The sequence below is a fragment of the Pedobacter sp. GSP4 genome, from assembly GCF_051857575.1.
Classification (GTDB): domain Bacteria; phylum Bacteroidota; class Bacteroidia; order Sphingobacteriales; family Sphingobacteriaceae; genus Pedobacter.
Window position 1 is genome coordinate 62,999 of record NZ_JBPZIR010000010.1, and the last position, 23,943, is coordinate 86,941.

Consider the following 23,943-nt stretch of genomic DNA (forward strand, 5'->3'; position numbering starts at 1 on the left):
AGTTACTGAACTATTTATAACTTAACTTTTTCAGGATAGCTTTTTCAGATTTAATGATCGATTTTTTTTTTATATACTTACTGCTAGATAGTTGATTTTATGCTATGGTTTAGTTAGGCTTCGCCACCAGCGATTTGAGTTCACAGTAAAAATCTCCTATATCTTCAATCCTTCCAGACATGAAAAAAATTGCGCTCCTTTTGCCTAGTAAAGCTAGCCAGTGTAATTTGGGTCGAACTCTACAATCCATTCAATACCATATTTATCCCTGAACATGGCGGCATAGGTGCCCCAAGGGCTGTCGCCAATTGGTCCTTCTACTTCCCCACCTGCTGATAATCCATTAAATAATTGATCGGCTTCTTCACGGCTTTCGGCACCCACGTATATTTTAGAGCGGTTTTCATTTTCGCTTACCCGCCCCATAAATGCAGGAACATCGTTAGCAATTAACAGATTGTTTTTGCCAAGCGGCAAGGCGATATACATGATTTTATTGGCCTCCTCATCCGGCACCTGAAACTCATCGCTAGCTAAATCTTTAAAACGGATAATTTTCGTAAACTCGCCGCCAAAAACTGATTGGTAAAAAGTGAATGCTTCCTCAGCATTGCCATTAAAGTTGATCCAGGGATTAATTGCTCTCATGGTTTGTTTTATGGTTAATACAAATTGATAGGGTTTACTAAATTAATCATTGCAGGCAAGATTTAATAAAAATTAATGATTAACATTTTCAGTAGGGAAACAATTAACTGCTATTATAAAAAATACGATCTACTTTTTTGGTATATTTCGCTATGGGAAGATAATTTCTATCATTCGGTTTATTAACAACATAGAAAAATAACGATAAGCCCATATTATTCGCATAAAATAAAAATATCACGCTGTAAATCTACAGGTTAACGATCTAGTGTAGCATTAACCTCCTGCCCAACGTTTCTATTAAAAAACAAATACATGCTGAAACTAAAAATTATGATCCCAATGGTGCTTATCGTACTTGCGGGCTGTAGCCAACAAGTACGCAACCCGGACACAGGTAGCACCACCAAAAATCAAGGTGATTCCCTTTATGTTGTGCTGAAGATAAAAAATGTGATCAAAGCTGGCGAAAAGATCAACTTACAATTTGTGGTGCACAATGATCAATCAACCAGCAAGTCTTTTTGTAAATGGCATACACCGTTTGAACCGCTCATGAGTAAATACCTTGATATTACGGATGAAAATGGAAATGAGGTGTCTTACAAAGGACCAATGGCAAAAAGGATTATGCCGCCTCCTGCTGATAGTTATCTGGCCGTGAAGCCAAAGGATACCCTATTGGCTGATGTAGATCTGCTAAAAGCTTACCAGCTTGAAGCCGGAAAAAAATACACGATAGTTTATAATTCAAGTGGTATCAGTGGACTGAAAGCTACCAATAAGGCCACTTTTATCCTTCAAAAATAAGGTTCAGAAAGATTTCAGGGCCTTTCACCTAAAGTTTAACTTATAGGGTGTTCTCTAAAATAAAACAAAAAAAAGGCGGTTCCCTCCATCCAGAAGGAACCGCTCATTAACTAAAACCTAAAATAGTGCCGTAAAAAATCCGGCTTCTACAAAAAATCTTTGGGCATCAATCCCCTATTTCAAACCTTTAGGCTGATTATTATTGCGCCTCAGGTTCTGCCTGTAAAACCCTAAGGTTATCCAGCATTTCTTTAACCATGGTCTTTAAATCGTAGCCAGGTTTCCAGCCCCAATCTGTCCGCGCTGCTTGGTCATCTATACTTGCAGGCCAGCTATCGGCAATAGCCTGACGGAAATCGGGCGCATAGGACACCGAAAATTGTGGGATAAGATTTTTAATTTCCTCTTCCAGTTCTTCGGGTGTAAAGCTGAGCGCATTCAGGTTATAAGCGGTTCTCACCTTGATACTTTCTTGCGGCGCATCCATCAGCTGTAAGGTAGCATCAATGGCATCGGGCATAAACATCATTGGCAAAGCAGTTTTTTCGCTTAAAAAACAGGTATAAGGCTCATCTTTTACCGCGTGATGGAAAATATCCACCGCATAATCTGTAGTGCCACCGCCTGGTGCTCCGGTATAGCTGATCAATCCAGGATAACGCAAGCTGCGTACATCCAGACCGTATTTTTCGAAATAATATTTACACCACTGCTCGCCAGCCGCTTTACTGATCCCATAAACCGTAGAGGGCTCCATTACACCCTGCTGAGGGCAATTGTTTTTCTGTGAATCAGGCCCAAACACCGCAATACTGCTCGGCCAGAATACCTTTTCGATTTTATGTTTTACCGATAGTTCCAATACGCTGAGCAAGCTGTTCATGTTCAAGTCCCAGGCTAAAGTAGGATTGTTTTCCCCTTTAGCCGATAAAACTGCAGCAAGGTGATAAATCTGTGTGATTTTGAGGTCAACGATTAACGACTCAAGCGCATCCGTATCCATCACATCAAGGGTGAAATAAGGCGCAACATCCGCTGCGACACTTTCCTGGGGGCGAATATCAGCCGCAATTACATTTTCCTGTCCGTTTTTCTTTCTCAATGCAACAAGCAGTTCGGTGCCGATCTGCCCACAAGCGCCAATAACCAATATTTTTGTGTTGTTCATAAGTATTTTTGATGGCAGGCTGATCAACTGGTACCAATCTGCCGAATGTATTTTAATGGTTCTTTAAGAAAGGCAAATCTGCAGCGAATTGTAGAGAAATCCTCACTCTTGTGCCTTCAGCGAAAATTATCCGAGAAATAATCCAAAAGACCAAACTTAATTCTGAACTGCACTTATTTCCGATAGGCACTCCAAATAATGTTCAGTTAATTGCGAGTTGGTGATAAACTTATTATGTTTGCACCATCCGCTGAAACACGCAGCCGGTAATCATTTACCTATCATTTATTGCAATATCCCATTATCTAAAAGACCTGCACAATGCAAGACGATATTTTGGATAAGCTCGACTATGAAATATTAGCCCTGCTTCAGATCCAAGGAGATTTACATTATAAGGAGCTGGCTTACAAGCTCCGCAAATCGCCCAGTACCATATTTGAGCGGATTACGCGCATGCGGGAGCGCGGTTTCATCGAAGCGACTATTGCCATCATTAACCGGGATAAATTTAAGGAACTGATGGTTTCCTACTCGCACGTTACCCTTAGAGACCACAGCAGTTCTGCCCTACAGAATTTTCAGCAACAGGTTGCCCTGCTTCCACAGGTACTGGAATGTTACCACACCACCGGAGATTACGATTTCCTGTTGAAAATTGTGGTAAGGAGCATGCAGGAATACACAAGCTTCATTACCAAAGACCTGATGACACTGGAAAACGTGCTAAAATCGCACAGCAGCTTTGTGGTAAATGAAGTAAAACGGAACCTGAATTACCCGCTCGAACCGGAAAAATAAGCTTAAAGATTTTTAAACTCGATCTTTATATTTGTGTAATGGCTACCAAGCTTAAAGAAACATGAAAAAATACTTAACGCTCCTCCTCTTATGCCCTTTACTTTATCTGAGCTGTAAAAAACAAAACTCCAGCGAAACACAGCCACCTGAAGTAGACCGCTACACCGACCAACAGGTAATTGGGAAATGGGTGTACCAAAGCCTGAAAGTAAACGGCACAGCCTACCCTTACCCCCACAGAAGCGGTTGCGGAAAAGATTGTTTTTATTTTATGAACAGGCCCAGTCAAGATCACGACTATGTAGAGCTAACACACCTCAACGCCAACTGCGCCCTATCTACAACCAATATGGACTGGAAACTCAAAGGAGAAAACCTGATCCTGAATTTTGGCGCGCAGCAGTTCACCTACAAAATACTCAGGCTTACGCAAAACAACTTCGATGTGCTAGTGACTATGGATTATGATGGGGATGGCAAAGCCGATAACTTAGAAATTTATGCCACCCGTGAAAACTGCACCACCGGCGATCCTTACTGCCAAAATTAGGTATCAAATGTTTGGAGGGGGAAATGAACATCAGTACTTTTTGTCCACGTTTTATATTGATTGTTTAGTTTAGTTCAGAATAAATGTTGAAAACTATTGACTTTTGAATTGATCTCAATGTATATCTTTGAATTATGCCAGAGCATGTGCAATGTACAAGCAGATGGCAAACGCAATAGAGTGTTTCAAGCGGATGGTAGGACGAACAATCCTATTAGTTTGGTTGATTATCTCACCTCACATCTCTACCAATACCACAGTTACTTGCAGATTTAAGGTAACCGTTTCAGTGGAATTGGTATTTTCAAGGAGAGGGGTCGGGCGGGCTGAAACTAATTTCAAAAAACTTGCATATGTCGCGAAAAAAGGTAACTTTAACAAACGACTGTAATACAATGAAAATGAGTATGAAAGCTAAAAAACAAGGCATCTGGAATCAGCGATAGCTGCATTCACAGATAGGTTCGCCAGAGCATGTGCAATGTACAAGCAGATGGCAAACGCAATAGAGTGTTTCAAGCGGATGGTAGGACGAACAATCCTATTAGTTTGGTTGATTATCTAAGCCACAGCTTTAGGAGTGTGATCTGCACAAGTTATTCGAACTTGGAACCCACAGTCAATACATGATGTCTAAAAAAACAACGATACTCGAAAGGATTTCTAGCAAAGAATCTCTTTATTCCGCTTGGAAGAAACTGAACAAAACCAACAAAACATCTCGCGGCTTATCTAATGTTTCTGTCAAGGAGTTTGAAAGCAATCTACACAAACACATAAGTGAAATTTCTGAACAACTAAAAGCAGGTCTATACGAGTTCGGAAAGGTGAAAGGCGTTACCATTGATAAGAAAGATGGAAGCCCTAGGCCACTTAGAGTTCCGGAAATTAAGGATAGGCTAGTCCATAAAGTCTTAGCATTAGAGTTTGAAGAACTACTAACGTCAAAGTTTAATTTAAAGAACCAATGTAGTTTTGCTTATCAAAAGGGAAAAGGTATTGTGCAGGCAATTGTCCAAATGAATATCTATTATCAACAAGGATACACTGTTATTCTTGAAGCCGATATTAAAAAGTTCTTTCCTTCCGTAAACTCTGATAAGCTATTTCTAAAAATCGAAGATGCTCTGCCTGACAATTCTGTAAACACACTCTTCAGAAAAGCAGTTTTACAAGAATTAGGAAACATTAAAGAACTAGAAAACAAGAAGGTTTACGAGGAGCATTTTAAAAATTCAGAGTCCGGTATACCACAAGGCAACTCGCTTTCTCCGTTATTTGCAAACATCTGTCTTTCTGATTTCGACGAGCGTATGATTCAGGAGGACGTAAAAATGGTTCGCTACGCCGATGACTTCATTGTAATGTGCAAAAACAAGGGGGAAGCACAGCGAGCATACAACATTGCACAAGAAGAACTCACAACAAAACTAGGCTTACACCTATATCCCATCAAAGAAAAGACGCATGAACTTGAAAAAGTAAGTAGAATACTAGATCCTAGAGGAGTATCTTTTAGTTTTCTGTCAGTTCGTTTCGATGGAGTCAGGTGCTGGGTAAACGAATCAAAGGTTGAAAGCCTAATTAGTAAGATAAAGCGCTTGTCTTCTATGGAAGAACGAAAGGGAGACCCCAAGGCAGAATTATATTTATTACAATGCTTAGTAAAGATCAAAAACCTACTTGATGGTTGGATTGCTGCATATTACTTCATTGATATCGAAAAGCAAATTCTAGAAATCGATAAGCATGTTGATGTTGAATTGTACAAACTATTTACCAGTTTTAATTTTAACTTACAAACCAAAGACCTTATTCGGATAACCCTCAAAGGGAAGAGCAATTCGAGGCTTGGATTGAATCCAATACAACGAAAGTTTACAGGAATCCCATCATGCGTTAAGCATTTACAGAAAACACGTGTCGGCAAGGATACTATTGATGAGTTGATAGCTACAGGTTTGAAATTAGCATCCCTTAATCTTACCCTTTCCTCTTAACTGTTTAGGTAAGATACAGCCTTTATTCTGTGAGGCTTGATTCTGCTTAATTTTTTGATAAGGCACTGCGTTTACTTTTAAACTTACAGTTTTTAGTAATGGGCAGAGGAAATTTCGCTAAAAAGTGTGGATCGTTTTTCGTTACAAACTGTATATGCTGTATTTTGCCACCCTGCTATGTTTACATCTTAAATACGTATTAATACATCTAAGCCGTTTATATTGTATGGATGAAAGATCATCTAACCTATTAGAAAATTAGACAAATATTAAACAAGCATTTTTTTTAAAAAAATCCAACAAAAAACCCCTTCAAGATTATCTTAAAGGGGTTTAAAGCAGTGGGCCCACCTGGGCTCGAACCAGGGACCAAAAGATTATGAGTCTTCTACTCTAACCAGCTGAGCTATAGGCCCGGAAAAAAAGCTATTGCCTTTTTTGCGAGTGCAATGTTACAAATTTGCATTCAATTTTCGAAAATGTTTTTCATTAAAAATTTAATTATTTTTTAGATAAACTCATTTTCAATTACTTAAACCCCACATTTTATTTGGCTTTGGTCCCATTTCCAGCTCCAGTTTGCCACCATCCATTAACTGTTGGTGCGAAAACCATGGGGTATTCAATACTTTTCCGTCTAATTTGGCACTTTGGATATATTTATTCAGCACCGAACATTTGTTGGCAATCACCTGGAATTTCTTGCCATTGGGCAGATCGATGGTGGTATTTTCGAAAACCGGACTACCAATGGTATACATCGGAACCCCAGGCGTAACCGGATAAAAACCCATGGCAGAGAATACCACAAAAGCCGTCATACCGCCACCATCTTCATCGCCCGGAATGCCGAATACATTATCTTTAAACCAGGTATCGAGCAAGAAACGAATGCGTTTTTGTGTTTTCCAGGGTGAAGCGGTGAAATTATACAGGTAAGGGATATGGAAACTCGGTTCGTTACCCATCGAGTACTGCCCTACCAAACCGGTTGCATCGGGCATTTTGGCCCAGAAAGCATATCTCGATCTTCCTAAAGGTTCGCGGAAAAGCTGGTCGAGCTTATTTTCAAAGTTCTGTTTGCCGCCCATTAAACCCTGTAACCCCTTAACATCGTGCTGTACCTGCCACAGATAGGTCCAACCGTTATTTTCGTCGTAATAGTCGCGCGCGCCCATTCCACCGTCAAAAACCGGATCAATGTTAATCCAGTTTCCATCCTTATCTTTCGGCATAAACATTCCAGTTTTTGCATCCCACAGGTTGCGGTAATTCTGTCCTCGGGCATTAAAGCGCTTATAATCGTCGGTTTTACCCAGTTTTTGGGCAAACGCTCCCAAGGCCCAATCATCAAAACTGTTGCCCAAGGTAACGGCCACGGCCTGTCTTTTCTCCCAACCATGCACAGCGGTATCAGTTTCCTTTTCGCCGGGCTTTAAGGCTGGAATGTAACCTTTCGCATAATAAAAATCCTCTAACGCACCTTTCTTGCCATTTTTCCAAGGCATCATGGTGGCTTCGTCGGCATTCTTTTTCATGCCTTCGTAGGCCTTTTGCACATCATAATTCTTCAAGCCCTTGTTATAGGCATCTAAGAAAACAATGGTCGAATGGAAACCGTTCATGCAGGGGTTATCGCCAAACAGAACCGGGAATGTAGGCACCCAGCCGCTCTGTTGGTACATGGCCACATAAGCATTCAGCATATCTTCTTCCTGCTTCGGGTTTAAAATGGTGCGTAAAGGATGGTGCGCCAGGTAAGTATCCCAGGTCCAATCATCCACATAAAAAGGGCGGACGGTTTTATGGATCTGGTTATCGTAACCGCTGTAATATTGCCCATCTTCGGTAATATCAACCATGCGCTCGTAAGTGCGGTAAAGTGCGGTGTAAAACGATCTTTTCTGCGCTTCCGTTCCACCAACGGTTTTAATCTGGTTAATTACCTTGCTCCAGGCTTCTTCCCCACTTTTAAGCAGTGTAGCAAAAGTTTGGGCTTTAAATTCATTTTCGAAATTCTTTTTGGCCTGTGCCGCACTTACATAAGAAATGGCATATTTAAAATCAACGTGCTTGGTGTTTTTCGCAAAGGTAATATAGGCTTTTACCCCTTTACCTGTTACGGCGCGCTCATTTACCAATTGGTTATCCTTAACCACACCCACACTTGCAGCCGCATTAAAAACACCATACAGGTAAACCTTTACCTTATCGTGGTAAGTTTCCATGCCCGTAATTTCGGTATCAGAAATAAATCGATATTCGCTATCGCCTCCATTATAAACACCCAATAAAATTGATTTTGGCTGATCATTTTCAAAACCGAACTGATAGTAACCAACTTTTTTACCCGGTACAAAGGCCACATTAATACCCTCATCAATTAAAAAAGTTTCATAATACCAAGGGCGGGTAATTTCCAGTTCATGATCGTATGTGGCCCGTTTTTTCCAACTGCTGATATCCAACTGGTTTACTGGCATAATAGAGAAAACTTCGCCCAAACGGTGCGAAACCACATTTAATGGGAAATTTGAAACCTGATCGTCCATGTAATCGTTCCGCATCGGGAACATCCTGATCATCTGGTTTGGAAGCTGAACAGTTGGCCTGGTAGGTTCTAACAACTGCCCTACGTTACCAATTTTGGGATCAACATATTTCAGGTTACCGGCGCCGGCATAATCTTGGGCCGAAAGCTGAAAAGTACTGAAGCTAATTATCAACGATAAGCAAAACTTAAAGCTATTTCTTTTGATCATTTGTGTATTCATTAAACGATTTAGGAATCCAATATAAAGCTTTAAAAGTAATTTTTTATATCGGATAATTTTATAACAATTTGGTTAACGAAGAAAGCGGACTGCTTAGATTGTGGATAAAAGACCTTTAAAACTCCTCCTGATTATTAACGAATAGGTTATTTTTGTAATTGATATGAATACGCCCGATCCGGACAACCAACTCCTTTTAGATTTTTTAGCTACAACCAACCAACCTGTATTTTTAACAGGAAAGGCCGGTACTGGAAAAACCACGCTGCTACGCAAAATTAGAGAAAGCACCAAGAAAAACTATGCTGTTGTTGCGCCTACAGCGGTTGCGGCCATCAATGCCGGCGGTGTTACGCTCCACTCCTTTTTCCAGATCCCTTTTGGGCCCCTGGTTCCCGTAGTGGACGAAAACGCCGAGCCGCAGCTAAAGTATTCTGACGAGAAAACAAGATTGCTCCGTTGCCTCGATCTTTTAATTATCGACGAGATCAGTATGGTGCGGGTGGATATCATCGATTTTATCGACCGCACCTTAAAAACCGTTAAAGGCTCAAACCGTCCCTTTGGTGGCGTACAGCTTTTAATGATCGGCGATCTTTACCAGCTTTCGCCAATTTTCCATGATGCCTGGCACATTCTGGGTGCTTATTATCAGAGTCCGTATTTTTTTGACAGCCTGATTTTTAGGTCTACCCCAATGCTCACCTTTGCTTTAAAAAAGGTTTACCGCCAATCAGACCCGGTATTCTTAAATATCCTGAACGGGATCAGGGAAAACAATATTGATGCAGCGCTGCTCGAAAAGCTCAACGAACGTTACGATCCCTCTTTAAACCAGGAATGGAAAGACGATTACATCACCCTAACTACGCACAACCAGCTCGTAAACGAAATAAATAAAGGCTGTTTAGAAAAACTGGATGGCGAAACTTTCGATTTTGATGCAGAAATAAGTGGCGATTTCCCGAAAGATGCCTACCCTACCGACGAGAAACTACAGTTAAAATTAGGTGCACAGGTAATCTTTATCAAAAACGACTCATCAGGCAAAAAACAGTTTTACAACGGAAAAGCGGCCAAAATAACGGCAATTAATGCAAACAGCATTAAGGTTAGCTTTACTGCCGATGGCCGCGAAATTGAGGTAGAAAGAGAAATATGGCAAAATGTTAAGTATAGCCTAAGCGAAGACGATAACAAGATAAACGAAAACAGCACAGGTTCCTTTTCGCAATACCCCTTTAAACTGGCCTGGGCCATAACCGTTCATAAAAGCCAGGGCTTAACTTTCGATAAAGCCATACTGGATGTAAGTACGGCATTTACGCACGGACAGGCCTATGTAGCGCTGAGCCGTTGCCGAAGCCTGGAAGGATTGATCCTGAAATCGCCTGTAGTGGCCGAAAATATCATTACCGACGCCAAAGTAATCGCTTTTACCAAAACCAGTCACCAGCAACAGCCCGATCGTGCGCAATTGGAACAGTATAGCCAGCAATATGCCTGGGGACTCATCCATGAGCTTTTGGATTTCTCTTTGATGGCCAAAGATTGGGAAAAACTTGGCCGCGCCAAACTGATAGATAAAGACGAGAAAAATGCATTTTTAGCCTTGTACGAACAGGGCAACCAGCTGCTGCAACAGGAGGTATTTAAAGTAGCAAGGAGTTTTATTGCCAAAGAATTTTCAAAAATATCGCCTGCTGCCCCTCCAGCCAGCGAACAGGCCTTTATGGAGCGCCTACAAAAAGCAGCCGATTATTTTGTACCCAGGCTGCAACAGGTTATTTCGCTTATGGAAAGGATTGTGGCGATCAACTTTTACAACGACAGCCATTCCGATAAACTGTTAGGCCTGCTAAAAGAGGCAAAAGACGCCTTAAAAATTAAACTGGCACTATTCGGAATTGCATGGGATCAATTTTCTGTCAAAAGTTATATCGATACTTTGCATGCAGCCAGCAATAAGCAGCCCGCCGAAAAAAAGCAGGTAAAATCGAGCATCAAACCTAAAGAGATTTCAAATCCGCAGGTGTATAAAAACCTGGTAGAATGGCGCAAAACAATTGCAGTACAAAGAGGCACGGCAGATCATGCTGTACTTTCTGACCTGGCCTTACTCGCCATTGCCGAGCGCTTGCCACGCACTACCGATCAGCTGGCGGCATTAAAAAGTGTGGGTATTGGGAATGCCAAAGAACTTGGGCAACAGATTACCAGAATTATCAATGCGCATTTAGGCACGAGCGAGCTTTTTTAAAACCGGGCCTAATCTGCAGATATTTTGGCTGATGTATTTTAGCCAATAAAATTTTCCGGGCTTCGCTTTTTTTTAATACTTTCGCAACCCCATTTTGGCAGCAATGCCCATAAACACCCGGCCATGAGTAAGTTTTTATACGGAATCGATTTTGGAACAACCAATTCGGCGCTTTCTATTTATGATGAAGAAAAAAGAGAAATCATCGATACCATTTCGATCCCTTCATTAATCTATTTTACCGAAACCAAAAGCATGGTAGATGGCGAAAGTCACATTGTAGGCGAAAACGCGATTGAGGCTTACCTGAACGATGGCATGAAAGGCAGGTTTATCAAATCGATAAAGCAGATCCTATCGCGCACTACCTTTACCGAAACCCGCATCCATAATAAAAGGTATACTGCTGCCGATCTGGTAACGTTGATCTTAAAGGATTTAAAGGAGAAAGCAGATAAAATTATCGGCGAAGATTGCGATAAAGCCGTTATTGGCCGTCCGGTTTTTTTTGATGATGATAATACCATGAAAGATACGCTGGCGCAAACCAGGTTAAAAAAAGCGGCAGAAAGTGCTGGTTTTAACGAAGTACGCTTTCAGTTCGAACCCATTGGTGCAGCCTTTGCCTATGAAAAAACAATTACCCAAAAAGAGCGCGTTTTGGTTGCCGATTTGGGTGGAGGTACAACTGATTTTACCTATCTCATCCTCGATCCGGATAAAGTGGGCAGCAAAGACAGGAAGAACGACATGATTGCTTCGGGCGGTATTTATATCGGTGGAGATAGTTTGGATTCGGCTTTTATGTGGGAGAAAGGCACACCTTATTTTGGTAAAAACACCATGTATGAGGCTACACCGGGCAAAGTATTGAACGTGCCTAAATCGCTTTTTGCCAACATCTGTACCTGGGATAAAATGAATTTCTTTAACGGCTTAAAAATTCAAAAGGAAATAGAAGAGTACTATTATTACTCTGGAAATGACCCTAAGTTTAAAAACCTGATTACCCTGATCGAAAACAACCTGGGTTATTCGCTGTTCCGATCGATCGAAAAAACCAAAATCGAGCTTTCAGACGAGCCTGTTTCTACATTTGCCTATAACAATATGGAAATTGTGATTGATGAAAACATTTCGCTCGAACAGTACAATGCCATCATCGAAAAAGACATCAATAAAATTGATACCTACCTGGATCAGTTTATGGAAACCCATAAAATTAAGCCACAGGATATTGATTGCTTGTTTTTAACAGGCGGAACATCGATGGTTGCGGCAGTACAAAAGCTATTTAAAAACAAATTTCCACATATCCCGCTAAACTCTGGCGATAACTTTAAAAGTGTAGCTAAGGGATTGGCTTATAGCGGCTATCTGTTTGAAGATTAAGTTCGTTACAACTAAACATGGAGGTTTCGGTTATCGAGGCATCTTTGTTAGTGGCGCCTTAAAAACCATATCAGGTAGGTAAGTTTATTCCGGCTTATAGGGCTAGAAGTAGAACATTATTTAATCATTGTAGCATTATGGTTGATCATTAACGCACCTCGGTTTATCATTAATGCACCTTGGTTTATCATTATTGCATTATGGTTGATCATTATCGCACTATGGTTTATCATTATTGCATTATGGTTTATCATTAATGCGTTATGGTTTATAATTAAAGCATTGTGGTTGATCATTAATACACCTTGGTTGATCAGAGCATCAAATCAGAACCTAAAATCATCTGTCATTCTGAATCTTTAAAACGGTGCCTAAGCGCTGTGTCTTCTGTGTTTCCGTAGCTAATTTTAACTAATTTGTCTATCTAAGATGTTTCGCAGGGAAAGCATATCAGCGAAAATCTGCGTTCCTTTTCTGCGAAAATCTGCGGGGAAAAGAATGCCAATCTTCCCGCAGATTTAAAGGGATAAATAACGCAGATTTGTGCAGATTTTACCAAGTATTTCAGCGGCACGTAATCTGCCCACTGCTGGTTTATGAGATAATGGAAGAAGATCCTTCGACTTCGCTCAGGATGACAGATAACGGTAGGTTAGTTTCTGCACCCTGCTATCTGCACCCTGCTACCGGCCTAGCAGATTTTCGCCGGAAAAAGCACGGAAATCCTTACTCTCCCTTTCATCCCGCACTGTCCAAGGCAGGATCAAGTGCGTGCGCAGGGATGAGTGAAAGGAAGTGCCTAGAAACTGCCGCTATAAAGATTTCCGTAGGTTTTTACAAGAAAAGATGCAAGCCTTGATTTTTGGTTACCTTTTTATCAAGAAAAAGGTAAGAGCCCTTCGGTGGCTAACCGAGGCAAGCCCGAGCAAGGGGCAAAACAGCGCGAACGCTTTAAGATTCCCGCCTACGCGAGAATGACGGGTTGGTGTAATGGAATGGTTCAATTTAACCCTTTCAAGAAGATCCTTCGCTGTGCTCAGGATGACAGGTTATGGCAAAATATTACAACGACTTGTAATCTGCACTAAGCTATCTGAGTTGATCTGTACATATCTGTGATTAAATAAGCACCCTCGCTCCGTGTCTTCCGTGCTTCCGTGGCAAAAAACAATACAAAAAAGTCTTAGCCAAACGCTAAGGCCAGTAAAGAGAGATCCTTCGACTGCGCTGCCATTGACAGACACCTATAGAAAAAATCCGTCATCTCGATCCGATAGCTATCGGATGAAGCGCAGCGTAACGGAGAGATCTATTAAGAAAGATTTCTCGACTACGCTGCACCCGATAGCTATCGGGTCCGCTCGAAATGACGGCCTCTGAGTGATATTAACGATTATAATCCCAATTACCTCCCACTCTGCTTGCTGCCCAAAACAGGCACATTTGCGGTCAGTTTTTTAAAACCAAACCTCGATGGCAAGTTAGACGAACAACAGGCTGCTGGTTTCTTTTTTACCTTAGCCTCTGCAGTTTCTTTCGCCCTATCGTTTTTGCAGGCTACAAGTAAAGCGCAGGATAAAATAAAAACAGCTTGATTCAATTTAGCTTTCATTATTTTTCAATTTCTGACCAATCAAAACGTGGGTTTTCGGCCGGTGTTTTAGCCTGTTTCATCAAAGCATATAGCGCCTTTACCGTTTCAGGATTTTTAGCAGCAATATCATTTTTCTCACCAATATCGGCCTTTAAATTATATAACTCCAGTTTCTCGGCAGTGCCTTTATCCTTAAAACGGATCAGTTTCCAATCACCTTTGGTTAAAGCTTCTTTTAAACCGCCTTCGTTAAACTGCCAGTAAAAATAATCGTGCTCCTTAACAGCTTTTTTACCGCTCAATAGTGGAGAAAAAGATAGACCATCAATATTTTTAGGCGAAGGAGTTCCGGTTAATTCGCCTAGGGTAGGCAAAATATCCCAAAATGCCCATGGACTTGGATTTACTTGTCCACCGGCTATTTTACCCGTAGCCCTTACAATTAAAGGTACGCGGATTCCACCCTCATATAAATCTCTTTTTACACCCCTAAACTCGCCACCACTGTTAAAATACACAGGATCGGCCCCACCTTCTTTGTGCGGACCATTATCGCTGGTAAAGAAAATATAGGTATCATTATCCAAACCAAGTTTTTTAATCAGCTCTACAATGGTACCCACATCAGCATCCAGTTTATTTACCATTGCAGCAAAAGTGGCATGCGGCTGTGCCTGACTATCGTAATTTCCTTTTTTCTCAAAGGGTGTTTCTGGCGGGAACTTGCTCGAGCCATCTTCATTTTGGAATTTCTTTAACAATGCGGCCGGTACCTTTAGTTCGGCATGCGGAACGGTTAAAGGCAGGTACAAAAAGAAAGGCTGATCTTTATTTGCATTGATAAAATCAACAGCCTTATTTACAATCAGATCTTCTGTGTACTGCGTAGTATCAACCGGAACTTCAACAGTTTTACCGCCAACAATTTCGTATAAGCGGTTGGTATAATAATCGTGTGCATGCGATTGATCGAGATAGCCATAAAAACTATCGAAACCTTTTAAGTGCGGTGCACCTTTACTGTCTTCATCACCCAGCCCCCACTTGCCAAACATACCTGTTTTATACCCGTTGCCTTTTAAACGTTCAGCCAAGGTTATATCCTGCGTACGCAATGCACCAAGGCCATCTTTAGCCTTTGCATTGCCCCTAACCCAGGCATGCCCCATGTTGTAGCCCGTCATTAAAGCACATCTGGATGGTGCGCAAACGGTATTTCCAGAATAAAACCGGGTAAATTTTATACCTTCTCCAGCCAGTTTATCTAAATTGGGGGTTGGTATCTTACTATTAGGGTTAAAGCTTTGTACATTGCCGTAGCCCAAATCATCGGCCAGGATAAAAATAATATTCGGCTTGCGTTTGCTCTGCGCCTGGACTTCAGTATAACTGCTCAACAGCAGGCCTAGTGCTATACATTTCAATATAAGTTTCATATTTATTTATTGTAGTTAGGGTTTTGTTTTAATGATGGATTGTTTTGAATGGCAATAGAAGGAACCGGCCATAAATAATCTTTATTGGCATCAAAAAGTCGGCTATCAATTCTGGCTCCTGCACTGTTTGTTATATTTCCATTCAATACCTGCTCTGCAATTCTCCATCGGCGTACATCGTAATAGTACAGGCCTTCACCTGCCAGCTCTATCCTGCGCTCGTGCCTAATTTCGGCACGGAGCTCATCCCTACCCAAGGTAGCAGGAATATTTGGCATCTTGGCCCTTGCCCTTACTAAATTTAAGGCATCAAAAACCGATTGATCAGGTCCTGAATCTTCGTTTTTAGCTTCTGCGTACATTAAAAGGACATCGGCATAACGCAGTAAAATTAAATTTAATTCGGATGTTCCGCTGGTTGGTGCTGCAACAGGCTTTTCATTATCCTTAAAAATAGTGTATTTTTTTAATCCATAGCCTGTACTTGGGTACTGAATTGCTGTTACTGTTGCACCTTTAAACTGGGTTCCAGGTAAAATTACCGTTGCCTGCAACCTGCTGTCGCGGTTTTCGAAAGGTTTAGCCGCATTGTAAACCGATGAGCTGGCAATGGGTTTACCATCAGTAGCATAGTAGCTGTTTACCAGGTCGGGCAATGGTGCTGATCCCAATTGCTGATCCAAGCTGATATCCAACGAATGGGTAAACTCAGGGTATTTGTACTGTACATCAAAAATTACTTCGGCGTTCCCTTCATTCTCCAGGTAAAATAAACCACGGTAATCTGGAAATAAGCTGTATACTTTCAAATCGATAACCGCTTTTGCGGCTTCGGCAGCTTCTTTCCAACGTTTTGCGTAAAGCAACACCCGCGCTTTTAAAGCCAGGGCGGCACCACGCGTTACCCTTCCTTTATCCGCTCCCGAATAGCTCAACGGTAATGACGTACCAGTTGATGCTTCAGTTAAGTCTTTTAAAATCTGGGCCAACAGCTCATCTGCCGAATTCCTTGGCAGCGCTGCCTGTGTTTCATAGTTGGTAGCCTCAGTAATTAAAGGTGCGCCACCAAATAAATTCCACAGCGGCAGGTAATAAAGCGCACGCAGGTACTTTGCTTCGGCTTTATATCTTTCCTTTAAAGTAGCATCCATGCTTACCTTGTCAATATTGGCCAGCACATTGTTTGCCCTGCCAATGCCCTTGTAGCTACCGTTCCAGGTTTCGTTAAAATAACCCGTGGCTGCGTTGTGCAGTCCCCGCGAAATAATATTATAATCGTTGTTATACTGGTAAGTGTTCGGGCTTAAAGCATCAAGGTAAATCGAATTGGCCGCGTAAACATTATAGTAAATTGCCGCATATGTTCCGTTTAGGGCAGCTTCTGCCTGCACTTTGGTATTCCAGTAGGTGTCTTGCGTAAAACGGTCGGTTGGCGTAACATCCAGATAATCTTTACAACCGAACAAGAACACCGGAATCAATACTAATAAAATATATTTTTTCATGACCTGTTATTTAAATGATACATTAATTCCGGCACTGATCGTTTTGGCATTGGGATACTCGATCAGATCTGCGCGGGTTAAATTCCGCTCCGGATCGCTAAATTTGAACTTCGAAAAAGTGAGGTAGTTCTGTGCATTCACAAATACCTTCAGCACATCTATCCCAGCTTTGTTTAACCACCTGTTGGGGAAAGAATAACTGATCTGCACATTTTTCAGTCTTAAATAGGAAGCATCCCTAATCCAAAAACTAGAAGTTTGGAAGTTTTGCGGATACCCGTTGGAAGTGGTTAATCTTGGTAAAGTGGCACCGGTATTGGTAGGCGTCCACGAATCGGTAAGCCAATCTTTGGTTACGCCCGCACCGTTTTTGAAAGGTTGCGCCAAATTGCCCGTTAAATAAGTATCAACATCCTGCAGGCCTTGAAAAATGAAGCTGAAATCCCATCTTTTATAACCAAAGCCGCCCGAAAACCCAAATACAAATTTCGGAATACTATTACCGATCACCACACGGTCATTGTTATCAATTACGCCGTTACCATCCACGTCTTTGTATTTCAGATCGCCCGGCACTGTGCCTGCATTTTGAAAGGCATGTGCCTTAACCTCATCTGCGGTCTGGAAAATCCCTTCGGCCTGTAAGCCAAAAAAGCTATCAATGGCCGATCCTTCCTGGATAATGGTGTTGCCGCTATAATATTTCTGGCCGTTTACATTGGTTACCTTGTTTTTTACATATGTAAGGTTGGCATCAATATTATACCTAAAATCTTTTACCGAATCTTTAAAGCCCAGGGTAACTTCGAATCCACGGTTGTTTACAGCACCGATGTTTTTAACCGGACCGGTTAGGTTGCCTACCTGTGCCGGAACACTGATCTGCCTTAAAATTTTTGAAGTCTGTTTATCAAAAAAATCGACCTCAAAGCTGAGTTTACCTTTAAAGAAGCTGCCTTCTAAACCAATATCGCTCATGGTTGTGGTTTCCCAGGTTATATTCGGGTCGCTTAACTGTGTAATGGCTGCACCGCTTACAACCGAACCGTTAAAGTTGTAATTCTGTCCGAGGGCTATCGCATCTACATAACTAAACAGCGAAACATTCTGGTTGCCCAGTTTACCGTAAGAAGCCCGCAGCTTTAAATTGCTGAACACATTTAAATCCTTGATAAAATCTTCTTCGCTGGCCCGCCACCCGGCAGAAAAGGAAGGAAAAAAGCCCCACCTGTTGGCTTTCGCAAAGCGCGATGAACCATCATACCTAAAGTTGGCCTCCAACAGGTACTTTTCGTTATAGTTGTAATTAAAACGGCCAAAATAAGATTGCAAACGCGAAGCACCTGATGTACCGCTAACCTGTGGCGATGTACTTCCGGCATTCAGCTCGGTTAAATCGTTGCCCAGATAACCTTCGTTATAGGCCGAAAAATTCCCATCATCAAAACGCTCCAAACTAAAACCTCCTAACACGCCAAAATGGTGCTTATCTAACGATCCTTCCCAATTCAATGTATGGAAATTAGTAATGTTGATATTGTTCTGGCTGATCTGCCTAACCCCACGTGCGGGCGTATTACCGATAGGTGTTACCACCCCTGTTTTGGGATTGGTTAAATTAATAGCCGGATACGAGTATTTATTGATGCCGTAAAGTAGATTGGCGCCCAGAGTAGTTTTATACTTGATATTAAAAGGCAACTGATATTCTAAAAACACATTGGCCAAAGTACGGTACTGGTTATTTTTGTTAAAACCTTCGTTGGCCAAGGCTACCGTATTTCGGAAAAAGTTATGCCCCGGCACGCGTATCCATTGATCGGCATAGGTCCCATCCTGTGCATAAGGTGTTTGAAAAGGCAAACCACGATAAGTTAAACCCATTAAACCACCCTCGCCATTTCCATCATCGGCGCTGTATGCACTTTCTCTGCTGTTCCAAAAATTAGCCGTTAAACTGGCACCAACCTTTAGGTTTTTGGTTACATCAGAACTGATGTTGGTATTTAAAGAATATCTTTTGCCCGATGAGGCAATTAAAATTCCATCCTGATCCAAATAGCCCAGCGAGATGGAAAAAGCTGTTTTTTCTGTTCCCCCGGAAATGCGGAGATTATGTTCCTGGATAGCCGCATTACGGAACATCACATCAAACCAATTGGTGTTAGGGTAAATAAATGGATCGGTACCCGTCCTGAATTCGTTGATCAGTGCATCGCTGCTTTCAGCCGGTTTGCCCTCATTGGCAAGCGCCCTGTTTTTGCCGATCATGTAATCTACCGTATTGGTTACCACATCCGGAAATTGGGTAGCCTTTTGCGAGCCGGCATAAAAACTGTAATCGATAGAAAAGGTTCCTTTTTTACCTGTTTTGGTTTTAACCAAAATTACACCATTGGCTGCACGGTTACCATAAATGGCCGCCGAAGCCGCATCTTTTAAAACCGTTACACTTTCAATATCATTGGGGTTAACATCGCCCAATGGATATTCGATACCATCTACCAAAACTAGCGGATTGTTATTGTTCAAAGTCCCTGCACCGCGGATACGGATTGTAGCTCCATCGGCCCCCGGCCTACCCTTGGTCTGGTTGGTAAAAACACCCGGCACATTTTGAAGGGCCTGTGTCGAATTGGTTATCGGCCGGTTGGCCAGCGTTTTGGCATCAACAGTAGCCAAAGAACCGGTAAGGTTTATCTTTTTCTGCGTGCCATAGCCCACAACCACTACATCATCAAGCGGGTTGTTATCTTCCACCAGCTCAACGGTAACCTGGTTTTGGGTAACCACCAATTCGGTTTGTTTGTAGCCCACAAAATTAACCAATAAGGTAAATGGGTACTTCTGTCCGGTAATTAAGCGGAACTTACCTTCGCGGTCGGTTGAAGCGCCATTGGTTGTGCCCTGGATTTTAACGGAGGCCCCAATTAATGTTTCCTTCGTTCTAGAATCGATAACCGTACCCGATAAAGTGGCATTGATGGTAGGCTCTGTAGGATTTTGTGCCAGAGCGAACAGCGGTAAACAAAAAACTAAAATTGAGGTTAAAAAACGGCCTGCTGGCCCGAAATCCAATTTAAAACTGGACGTAATACTTCGTAAAGCCAAAGCCTGCTGCACAGGATTGACTTTCTCAAAATTTTGCATAACTTTGAAATAGGTGATTTGAATTGATTTAAAACAGGCGCAACGCCAATTGAATTCCTGTTTTGTTAATTTTGCCTAGGGAAAATACAGCTTGTATTTTCCTTTTTTTTTGCCCTACCTTCTCATGGGCCGGGTCAAATATTTAGATTAGATCAACAACAATTCATCCTAGTTTTGCTTTCTGATAGCGCTTTTGGAGCGGCAATAGATTTGGTAAAGGCTTGTTTCATAATGATTATATTTTTGGCAAATATAATTTTTTTTAAATAGACTACAAATTTACTAGACTTTTATTTTGTTTAATATCATTTTGTTTTGCTCAAATATCCTAAACAAGAAAGATTAATATTTTGTACCCCTAAACGGAATATTTTTTTCTGCTTTAGGATAAGATTTTATAATTTAGTCCTGTAAAATTGGTGCGGCTGATAAAATAGAGGCAGTAAGCAAAGCCTTACGCGTTAGGCGCTCAGGCAAGTAATGTGGTGAGGGTATGGAATACCTGTTTCTGGAAGAGGTGAAATCAAATTGATGCGCACTTCTTTGATACGGACGCACCAATTTTCAATTTTACAGGCTTAAACGGCTAAACTGCGAAACCGACATGCCTTTATAGCGCCTAAAGGTGGTACTAAAATTAACCGTTTGCTCGAATCCCAGTATCCCCGCTATTTCATCAACCGTATAATCGCTGTTTCTCAGTAATTCTTCTGCTTCGCGCATAATCCGGTCTTTAATAAGTACAGCAAGGCTTTTACCTAAAACACGGTCTAAGAAACGGTTCAGTTTACTTGGGCTCATGCCCATGCCCTCTGCGTAAAACTGTATGGCGCGTTCCTGCCTGTAAAACTGCTCTAAAATAGCCCTGAAGCGAAGCACGTACTGGAGTTCATCCAAAGTTAAGGCGGCCAAATAGCCATCCAAGCCGGCGGTAAAGCCTAAAAAAAGTGATAAATATTGCGCCAAAAAAGGCATATCCTTTTTGGCCTTGATTTCTTTCTGCAGCTGGTGCAGCAAACTATAGGTTTTGGTAAACTCTGTCCCTTCCAGGTCGCGGAAAGACAGGTTTAGGAAAAGATTTTTGGCGAGCGGATCTAAGTGCTGGAGTAAAAACTCAGCATATAACATACTGCTGAAGTTAAGCCAATAACCAGAAACAATTTGCCCCTCGAGCCTCACCAGCCCTTCCTCTGGAATAAAGAAAATCCTATGATCCAACAGCTTATAATCGCCAGAGTTCATGCACAGAAAGCCCTTGCCTTCTTTAACAATCAACATGCGCATAGGATATATGGCCTGTAGCGCACGCTCTCTTTTAAAAATTCCGCTAATTGGCTCTAGCTGTATCATAATAAAATCAAAAGGATTAACATTTGTAAGACCAAAATTACAGTATTTGGTTACAAAGTGTTAAAATTATTTATCAGAAACCATGGTATGTGCCACAAAAAAAACCTTCTGAAGAATTTCAAAAGGTATTGTTAAGCAAAAATATATTTAATTAATCAATCACTTGAACATTTACAGCTATTGATAAAGCTTGATGCATGTCAAAAGAAACTTTCAAACCTGCTTTTAAATTAATTCCGTTCAATGCGCCTTTTTGATAGACCAAAACTTCTTCTCCGAAATCAGTTTCTATCTTACCAAAACCTTCTGCTTCATTATAATATCCTATTGTTCCCATCTGTTTTATCATCCTGGCCTTAACTCCATATGCTTTGTGGGTTTAATTCTAAAACTGTGCCAAAATAAAATGAGCCGCACAGCTAAGGGTAACACATTGGCCAACATTGAGCATAATCGGCTATTATTATGCAGATAAAACAGTTACCTGTACTGCTTCTACCCCTTTGGGAGTAAATTCGATATTAAATTGAACAATATTTTCGGGTTTAATCTGGCTACTTAACCCATGCGCAAAAACATTAACTTCGTTACCACCGTTTGAAGGGGTTATAGCGCCAAATCCCTCTTCATCATTGTAAAATTTTACAGTACCTAATCTCATCATGTATTAAATTAACTTTACATTAATGGCATTGGCACCTTTTTTACCTTCCGCAATATCAAATTCAACCAGATCGTGCTGATTTATCTTATCTGTTAAACCTGATGCGTGAACGAAGACCTCTTCTCCGCTTTCGAGTACAATAAACCCAAAACCTTTTGAGTCATTATAAAATTTTACCTTTCCCTGCATTTAATTTAGAATTTTGAGTATAAACATACAATAACAATGCAAAATTTAAAATACCTAATCGATTTATATATAAAATTAATAGATAAAGCGATATTTCTGTGGGTATTAAAACATCGCAGTTGGGAAAAAGTTTAGAAAAGTAAAAAAATATCGAACAACGGGCGAAGTAACATCAATTCGTTTTTAACACTAAGCCTTTAGATTAAAAAAGCATGGAGATAGGGAGATTTTCATCAGCATTAAACCGCTATATGTGCATCAGGTTTGATAGAGAAAAAAAATCAATAAACCTGCAGAGGTTGGAGCACGCAATGATAGCTGAAGGCAAAAACCATCCGCCTCCACACAGAAGTTACTATATTTTGCAGCAACATGCTTATTAAACTTCTATAGCTCCATTAGCCACGCACCCCTCTCTAAGAAGAAACGGCGACATAATGTAGACAAGCATGATCATTGTTGCCTGCACAAGAAAAAATGAATTCTTTTCAATCGAATTTGGGACAATAATACCCCATCAAAAAACAAAAGAGTAAACTCTTTAAATCAATCTGATTATCGAACTAGCTATTTTTACCACTAAAAATTACCAAGAAAACACTAAAACCACCCAAAAGGAAAACTATTCCAAGAATCAAATTTAATTTATCGCCCATTCTGTAAGCTACAAATTAATTTTGTAATGACAATAGTCTGACAGAAAATATTTTTAAAATATTCTTAAAAGTGTTAAGGTTTGCAGTTTTTGGATCAATTTTAAGCCACAATTTGATTTGGCACAGCTGCTAAAATCAGTTGAAAACCGATAGAAAAAAATCGTTGGCCTTGATAAATTTAATTAAAACTGGCATTTGGAACTAAAAATTGTGAGAATTGCTGTACGGAATTTTAAACCAAGGATCTGGTTTTAATTTTAAGCTTAGGTGCCATCATAATATTTTTCGCCACTACTCCCCTTTTGGTAATTATAGTATCAAACTCAACCGAACTTCCAATATACAAACCCTTCGCCTTACAATCTACAATGTCGAAATAGATGCTTTCGGTTACCAGATATTGAGAGATTAATCCAAAACCCCTCTGTTTATTATATGCTGTAATTACACCAATCATAAAATTTATTTTAGCGATTTTAACGGATTTAAAGCTAACATTATCAATACAATACCACCACAACAGTAGAGCTGATCAAGAAATTAATAGATGAGCGGCTGAGATTGGTTGATGAATTTATTTTGCGGCAGAATGCAGTGCATATGTTAAGCATATTGCACCTGTTTTTAAGGCATTTACCTAAAATTAAAACTTATATCGCTACCACCTGTTCATTAATATACACCAATATCTTCCAAATATGAAAAAGCTAACCAAAAACAGTTCGGAAAAAGAATTAGATAATGTTAAAGAAGGCGATAACATACAAGATGACACAGGCAAACAGGGAGAAGTTTCGCGGATTGAAATTTTGCGCCGCAAGCGTGAAAAACAATATTACTACAAGCTCAAAAACGATGGTACTATTTTGGTTATAAAGCAATGTTCACTATAAAAAGCAGTTTTCTTTACGCATAAGGAGTTGCCAGACAATTGAAGTAGACTAAACTAAAAGCTTAAATCAGAATATCATTATAAATATAATTACAGCTACAGCC

General features: G+C 40.7%; 19 protein-coding genes and 1 tRNA gene. 7 read left to right on the forward strand and 13 right to left on the reverse strand.

All coding sequences use genetic code 11. The features are described from left to right. Positions 1-213 precede the first annotated feature (213 nt). Entirely contained in the window at positions 214-648 is a 435-nt protein-coding gene (locus ACS5PU_RS20905; protein WP_439461113.1) for a VOC family protein, read from the reverse strand. Positions 649-963: 315 nt separating this feature from the next. On the opposite strand from ACS5PU_RS20905, the gene ACS5PU_RS20910 reads away from it, so the two are divergent. Beyond that, positions 964-1,458 carry a protease gene (locus ACS5PU_RS20910; RefSeq protein ID WP_439461114.1) on the forward strand — a complete coding sequence of 165 codons (495 nt, stop codon included), beginning with the start codon at positions 964-966 and terminating at the stop codon, positions 1,456-1,458. A gap of 199 nt (positions 1,459-1,657) precedes the next feature. Here the strand turns inward: ACS5PU_RS20910 and ACS5PU_RS20915 are convergent, their stop codons facing one another. Further along, positions 1,658-2,626: an NAD-dependent epimerase/dehydratase family protein gene (locus ACS5PU_RS20915; RefSeq protein ID WP_439461115.1), complete on the reverse strand. Its 969-nt coding sequence runs from the start codon at positions 2,624-2,626 to the stop codon at positions 1,658-1,660. A gap of 321 nt (positions 2,627-2,947) precedes the next feature. On the opposite strand from ACS5PU_RS20915, the gene ACS5PU_RS20920 reads away from it, so the two are divergent. The 3 genes from ACS5PU_RS20920 (at position 2,948) to ACS5PU_RS20930 (ending at position 5,977) form a co-directional block, all read left to right on the forward strand. Then, complete coding sequence (locus ACS5PU_RS20920) at positions 2,948-3,427, forward strand: Lrp/AsnC family transcriptional regulator (protein WP_439461116.1); 480 nt, start codon at positions 2,948-2,950, stop codon at positions 3,425-3,427. A 61-nt stretch (positions 3,428-3,488) separates the two neighbouring features. Next, positions 3,489-3,977 (forward strand): lipocalin family protein, encoded by a 489-nt coding sequence (locus tag ACS5PU_RS20925; RefSeq protein WP_439461117.1) that lies wholly within the window; start codon positions 3,489-3,491, stop codon positions 3,975-3,977. A gap of 626 nt (positions 3,978-4,603) precedes the next feature. Then, entirely contained in the window at positions 4,604-5,977 is a 1,374-nt protein-coding gene (locus ACS5PU_RS20930; protein ID WP_439461118.1) for a reverse transcriptase domain-containing protein, read from the forward strand. 342 nt (positions 5,978-6,319) lie between these two features. Here the strand turns inward: ACS5PU_RS20930 and ACS5PU_RS20935 are convergent. Continuing rightward, positions 6,320-6,393 (reverse strand) — tRNA-Ile (locus ACS5PU_RS20935). A 108-nt stretch (positions 6,394-6,501) separates the two neighbouring features. After that, positions 6,502-8,739: a GH92 family glycosyl hydrolase gene (locus tag ACS5PU_RS20940; RefSeq protein WP_439461119.1), complete on the reverse strand. Its 2,238-nt coding sequence runs from the start codon at positions 8,737-8,739 to the stop codon at positions 6,502-6,504. A 175-nt stretch (positions 8,740-8,914) separates the two neighbouring features. On the opposite strand from ACS5PU_RS20940, the gene ACS5PU_RS20945 reads away from it, so the two are divergent. Then, positions 8,915-11,011: an HRDC domain-containing protein gene (locus ACS5PU_RS20945; protein ID WP_439461120.1), complete on the forward strand. Its 2,097-nt coding sequence runs from the start codon at positions 8,915-8,917 to the stop codon at positions 11,009-11,011. 123 nt (positions 11,012-11,134) lie between these two features. After that, complete coding sequence (locus ACS5PU_RS20950) at positions 11,135-12,403, forward strand: Hsp70 family protein (protein WP_439461121.1); 1,269 nt, start codon at positions 11,135-11,137, stop codon at positions 12,401-12,403. A 1,405-nt stretch (positions 12,404-13,808) separates the two neighbouring features. Here ACS5PU_RS20950 and ACS5PU_RS20955 read toward each other — a convergent pair. From ACS5PU_RS20955 to ACS5PU_RS20995, 9 genes are all read right to left on the reverse strand, one after another. Next, positions 13,809-14,015, reverse strand: a complete 207-nt coding sequence (locus ACS5PU_RS20955) for a hypothetical protein (protein WP_439461122.1) — start codon at positions 14,013-14,015, stop codon at positions 13,809-13,811. Next, positions 14,015-15,433 (reverse strand): arylsulfatase, encoded by a 1,419-nt coding sequence (locus tag ACS5PU_RS20960; protein ID WP_439461123.1) that lies wholly within the window; start codon positions 15,431-15,433, stop codon positions 14,015-14,017. Before ACS5PU_RS20960 ends, ACS5PU_RS20955 begins: the two co-directional genes overlap by 1 nt. 2 nt (positions 15,434-15,435) lie before the next feature. Further along, positions 15,436-16,938, reverse strand: coding sequence for a RagB/SusD family nutrient uptake outer membrane protein (locus tag ACS5PU_RS20965; protein ID WP_439461124.1), 1,503 nt, complete (start codon positions 16,936-16,938; stop codon positions 15,436-15,438). Positions 16,939-16,944: 6 nt separating this feature from the next. Beyond that, entirely contained in the window at positions 16,945-20,088 is a 3,144-nt protein-coding gene (locus ACS5PU_RS20970) for a SusC/RagA family TonB-linked outer membrane protein (RefSeq protein ID WP_439461125.1), read from the reverse strand. Positions 20,089-20,658: 570 nt separating this feature from the next. Then, positions 20,659-21,438, reverse strand: coding sequence for a helix-turn-helix domain-containing protein (locus ACS5PU_RS20975; protein WP_439461126.1), 780 nt, complete (start codon positions 21,436-21,438; stop codon positions 20,659-20,661). Positions 21,439-21,589: 151 nt separating this feature from the next. Further along, a complete protein-coding gene (locus tag ACS5PU_RS20980; RefSeq protein ID WP_439461127.1) occupies positions 21,590-21,775 on the reverse strand; it encodes a hypothetical protein in 186 nt (61 codons plus the stop codon). Between the two features lie 126 nt (positions 21,776-21,901). After that, positions 21,902-22,102: a cold-shock protein gene (locus tag ACS5PU_RS20985; RefSeq protein ID WP_439461128.1), complete on the reverse strand. Its 201-nt coding sequence runs from the start codon at positions 22,100-22,102 to the stop codon at positions 21,902-21,904. A gap of 3 nt (positions 22,103-22,105) precedes the next feature. Then, on the reverse strand, positions 22,106-22,291 hold the full coding sequence (locus tag ACS5PU_RS20990; RefSeq protein WP_439461129.1) for a cold-shock protein: 186 nt from the start codon (positions 22,289-22,291) through the stop codon (positions 22,106-22,108). An 888-nt stretch (positions 22,292-23,179) separates the two neighbouring features. Further along, positions 23,180-23,404 (reverse strand): cold shock domain-containing protein, encoded by a 225-nt coding sequence (locus ACS5PU_RS20995; RefSeq protein ID WP_439461130.1) that lies wholly within the window; start codon positions 23,402-23,404, stop codon positions 23,180-23,182. 241 nt (positions 23,405-23,645) lie between these two features. Between ACS5PU_RS20995 and ACS5PU_RS21000 the strand changes: the two genes are divergently transcribed. Then, on the forward strand, positions 23,646-23,840 hold the full coding sequence (locus tag ACS5PU_RS21000) for a hypothetical protein (protein WP_439461131.1): 195 nt from the start codon (positions 23,646-23,648) through the stop codon (positions 23,838-23,840). The last annotated feature ends 103 nt before the right edge of the window (positions 23,841-23,943 follow it).